Annotated in this window: 4 protein-coding genes, 2 tRNA genes and 1 pseudogene; 3 read left to right on the forward strand and 4 right to left on the reverse strand. The window is 57.1% G+C overall.

Going from position 1 to position 4279, the window contains the following annotated elements; translation table 11 throughout:
* Window positions 1-176: 176 nt before the first annotated feature.
* Window positions 177-1247, reverse strand: coding sequence for a bifunctional histidine phosphatase family protein/GNAT family N-acetyltransferase (locus Q1M04_RS15915; protein WP_204790544.1), 1071 nt, complete (start codon window positions 1245-1247; stop codon window positions 177-179).
* Between the two features lie 128 nt (window positions 1248-1375).
* On the opposite strand from Q1M04_RS15915, the gene Q1M04_RS15920 reads away from it, so the two are divergent.
* From Q1M04_RS15920 to Q1M04_RS15930, 3 genes are all read left to right on the forward strand, one after another.
* A complete protein-coding gene (locus tag Q1M04_RS15920; protein WP_204790546.1) occupies window positions 1376-1558 on the forward strand; it encodes a hypothetical protein in 183 nt (60 codons plus the stop codon).
* Window positions 1559-1685: 127 nt separating this feature from the next.
* Window positions 1686-1761 (forward strand) — tRNA-Ala (locus Q1M04_RS15925).
* 407 nt (window positions 1762-2168) lie between these two features.
* Window positions 2169-2244 (forward strand) — tRNA-Ala (locus Q1M04_RS15930).
* 156 nt (window positions 2245-2400) lie between these two features.
* On the opposite strand, the gene Q1M04_RS15935 is transcribed toward Q1M04_RS15930, so the two are convergent.
* The 3 genes and pseudogenes from Q1M04_RS15935 to Q1M04_RS15945 all read right to left on the reverse strand — a co-directional run.
* Window positions 2401-3219, reverse strand: a complete 819-nt coding sequence (locus Q1M04_RS15935) for an SWIM zinc finger domain-containing protein (protein WP_300347389.1) — start codon at window positions 3217-3219, stop codon at window positions 2401-2403.
* Window positions 3220-3348: 129 nt separating this feature from the next.
* The gene (locus tag Q1M04_RS15940) at window positions 3349-3699 is read right to left on the reverse strand and encodes a hypothetical protein (RefSeq protein WP_300347387.1); all 351 of its coding nucleotides are present in this window, start codon (window positions 3697-3699) and stop codon (window positions 3349-3351) included.
* A 167-nt stretch (window positions 3700-3866) separates the two neighbouring features.
* Window positions 3867-4279, reverse strand: a pseudogene (locus tag Q1M04_RS15945) (site-specific integrase); the annotation flags it as partial.

The following is a 4279-nucleotide window of genomic DNA, read 5'->3' on the forward strand; positions in this document are numbered from 1 at the left end:
ACAACTATCCGCGTAAAATATTGGGGTGGAAAACGTCTGAAATGTTGTTCAGGGAGTGCGTCGCCGCCCTGATTTGACCCGCTCAAAAAATTTTATATTTTTTTCGCATTTACTCTTGACATTTCCGCCGGAATTTGGCGGGCGGACAAGGAATTTACAAAGTCTTAGCGCGTTCTTTAAATCGAGGGGTCAAAGCTGATGGGCTTTTGCCAGAGGCGGCGTCCCTCCGCCTCCCCCTGGGGGACAAAGCCGCAGTCCCGGAGGTACGCCTCCCCCGGAGTGCCGGGGGCCGCGGCGGCGGACAGCGTTTCCCCGCCCTGGGCCCGGGTGTACTGCACCGCCTGGCCCAGGAGCTGGACGCCCAGGCCCCGCCTCCGGCAGTCCGGGCGGATGTAGGTCAGGTGAATCTGCCCCGTCTCCGGGGCCAGGTGAAGAAGGCCCGCGGGCTCTTCGTTCAAAAGGCCCTCCAGGGTTAAGGAAGCGGAGGGGACGGGCCCTTGCTCGCCCGCCTCCGCCCAGGCGGCGGCCAGGCGCTCCGCGGCCTCCGGGCCCTCCAGAGGACGGAACCACAGCCCCGGCTCCAGGGCGAAGGCCCGCTTGGCCCGGCCGGGCTTCTCCCCCGCCAGGTATGCAGGGTCCTTTAAGTGGCGGTTGTCGTTTTGCCACACCACCCGGAGGGCTTCCCCGTCCCACTCCAGCAGGGACACGGCGGTGTTGTCCCCGGTGGGGGACTTCTCCCCGGTGTCCCGCAGGGAGATACCCTGGAGGTTCGCCAGCAGGAGGCGGATGGCGTAGCCGTGGGAGAAGAGGGCCAGGGTTTTCCCGGGGTTCGCCCGGGCAATGTCCTCCACGGCGGCCTTGACCCGGGCCAGCACCTCCGCCGGGGTCTCCGCCCCGGGGATGGACCAGCGGTCCATGCGGCTGCCGAAGTCCGCCATGGCCTCCGGCGCGGAGCGGGCGATGTCCCCCCAGGTCCGGCCCTCCCAGTCCCCCACGCAGATTTCCCGGAGACCCGGGCAGCGGTGGAGGGGCAGGCCGTGGGAGCGGTAGATGGCCGTGGCGGTGGCCCGGGTGCGGTAGAGGTCGCTGGCGTAAACCGCGTCGATGCGGATGTCCGCAAAGCGGCGCTCCAGGGCCCGGACCTGCCGCCAGCCCCGGTCGGTGAGGCTGCTTTCGTGCTGGCCCTGGGCGATGCGGTAGAGGTTGCCCTCCGCCTCGGCGTGGCGGATGAGGTAGATGATGGTCATGGCGGTTCCTCCCGGAAAAATTGATTTTCCATAGTATACCGCGTTTGGCGGGCTTTGGCAAATGGTCCGGGGGATTTTTTCGTTCCCGGCGGGCAAACTGTGGGGGCACGGAAAAGGAGTGAATGAAGATGAAGAAGAGCACCGGGTTTTTCCTGGGCATCGGCGCCGGCATGGCCGCCGGCGCGGTGGCGGGGATGATGGCCCCCCAGAGCAGCCGCCGGACCGTGAAGAAGCAGGTGGATCAAGGAATCCACAAGCTGGGCACGGCGGTGGACCAGGCGGTGGACAGCGTGGCCCGCGACATGCGCTGAGGCGGCGGGGCGGGGGTTTCCCCGCCCCGTTTCCGGCCTGGAAAAATTTTTTGAAATTTCTTAAATATCCCCTTGACATTTCGGGCGGTCTTTGCTATTATAATCACTGTTCTGATGCGGAACACCTGGGGGTATAGCTCAGCTGGGAGAGCGCTTGAATGGCATTCAAGAGGTCAGCGGTTCGATCCCGCTTATCTCCACCAGGACAGAGAAAAGCCTTGGAACTTCAGCTTCCAAGGCTTTTCTCATGACCTATCTTTTGTTATCGTATTTGGGCCTGTAGCTCAGTTGGGAGAGCGTTCGGTTCGCATCCATAGTGAGACACATCCGACCCGATTTTCCGTTCCCCGTTTTCCTGTCCGATTTGTTGGACTTTCCGCTGAAAATCGAATATTTGAGAAACCCAAAATTCACAACTTTTTTCGCACGAAAAGTGCCGATTTGGGCTCGTAGCTCAGCTGGGAGAGCGCTGCGTTCGCATCCATAGCGAGACACATCCGACCCAGGTTTGTGGCCCCGTTTTTCAGTCCAATCCGTTGGTTTTTCCTAAAAAGCGCATATTTTAGAAATCCAAATTCCACAACTTTTTCCGCATAAAAAGTGCCGATTTGGGCTCGTAGCTCAGCTGGGAGAGCGCTGCGTTCGCATCGCAGAGGTCGAGGGTTCGATCCCCTTCGAGTCCACCAAATAAGAAATCACCTCAGTGAAAACTGGGGTGATTTTTCTTTTGACCACAGAAATACCACAGACGGGTTTCAGAAAATTTTCGGGCGGCGGGCTGTTACTTTGGCCCGCCGTCCTATTCTTTGTCTATAGCGCCTCAACCTTTGCTGTGTGTGAGACTATCGAAACACGAAGCTGCCGGTCGTTTTTCCATCCACGGCAAAAGAGAAAAAGGCACCTTGACTGATCGCCGCAGCGTAACCGCCCTCATTCCAATCGAAACCGTCCTTCTCTTCCAATAGCTTCAGCGTCTCCCGCAGCTGGAGCATGGCGGCAAAGGTGTGCTTGCAGGGATAGCCGCAATAACAGCTGCAGGTGAGATTTTTGATTTCGCCGCCGCCGTAATCAAACTCGATCTCATAAGGGGAAGTTCCTTCCACGATCCCCCGTCCATGGCCACGGTCAATGCAGAGGTAGACCACCCGGTTCTCTGTATAGTAGTCGTGTCCACGCTCCGCAATGGCGCTGGTGACCTTCATTCCGCTGAGGTCGTCCAGCCGAAAGCTGTGGTCATCACTGCCGGACACATAGACGTCATCCTCTTTGTCCGGGGCCTTGAACCAGGTGATAATTTTCTCATAGGGAATCGTCTGGGGGTCAAAGGATACCAGGTGGGAGCCGGCCATGCGGAGTTCTCCAGAGATGTGGGTATCCGCCACAGCGATCACCCGCTTGTAATCGGAGAGCTTGATCTTAAAGCTGTAGTTTACAGCGGTCACACGCCCCCGCAGGCCCTCCAGCTTGCCGTCCACATAGACGGTATCTCCCACCTGGAGGTCGAACCGGTCGTTGTAGTAGGACAGGTTCATTCCTCGCTTGGGGAAATAGACCTGAACCAGAGATTTTTTCGGTGAGGAGACTGGAGCCTCATCCTTAGGGCAAGTGATATTGTCGGCATCTCCTTGAATCTCATTCCAAAAACCAATTTTCCGCTTCATACAGAATCCTCCTTTTGGCATGGTGTCTTGTATTGTGTTTCCAGCTTACAACAGGAGGTGTCCAATAAAACTCCCTTTTAATTTTTTGTTCCAATAGGAGCGATCCAACTCGCACTCAGCGGCCTGAAGTTACGCTTCATCTGAATAGTCCCAGGTTTGCCGCTCAAGAAAGGCGTTTACAGCTCCCTTCAGCTCATCACTGAAATCTTCCAAACCTTCTATGCTGACTACATCATTGTTGATAAGCGCAATGATGTTGTAGATAAAATTTGTCCGGGTCATTTCTAGCTGGACGCCTGGATTTCTTTTGTCACTTCTTATCCGCTTATCCAGCTTCCAGAATTTTTCTGACGGATCACCATCGCCGCTCAGCAGTTCTATGTATTCATCGCATAGCCTGCCCATGCAGGCCTCCTGCCAGCTGCCGATTTTACTGCGGAAAAGGGTCCAATCCCGTTTTGTAAATCGCTGCTCCTCCACGACTTCACCCCCATCAAATCTGAATGAACAAACCAAGCATATCACGGCATCGGTCGTTTATCAAGAAGAAAAGAATTTATGCAGACTCCATCTGCACAAATTGCCCCTGCCTCAGAAAAGGACAGCAAATCACCTTGATCCGCTGTCCTATCTTTGGTAATGGCACCTCAATATCTGGAGGACATTCTCGCCGCCTGTGCCGCTTTCAGCTCTGCCAGTTCCCGTTTCATCTGAACGATCAGCGCTGCCAGCTTTTCCTCGCACTCCTCGCGGGTGTGGGCGTAGATGTTGCGGGCGTGCTTTTTGCCGTCGATCCACTTGGGCGAGTAGCGGCCCTCCCACAGGTGGTCATTGATTTGGCTGATGCAGCCCGTCCCCGGCCTGCGGTGAGGAGGGCGGTAGGGGGTGAACTGTACTGGAGGAGCAGTTTCCTCCCGCTCCGTTTCATCCTGCTCCTGTACCTCCACCCCGGCGATGCCCTGGTCAATATTTCGAGCCGCGTTCCGCTGCATCTCGCCGGTGATATGGGTATAGATGTTCAGCGTGGTGGCGGAGGAGACATGCCCGATGATGGTGGACA

It is taken from the genome of uncultured Oscillibacter sp., assembly GCF_950073225.1.
In the GTDB taxonomy this organism is placed as follows: domain Bacteria; phylum Bacillota; class Clostridia; order Oscillospirales; family Oscillospiraceae; genus Oscillibacter.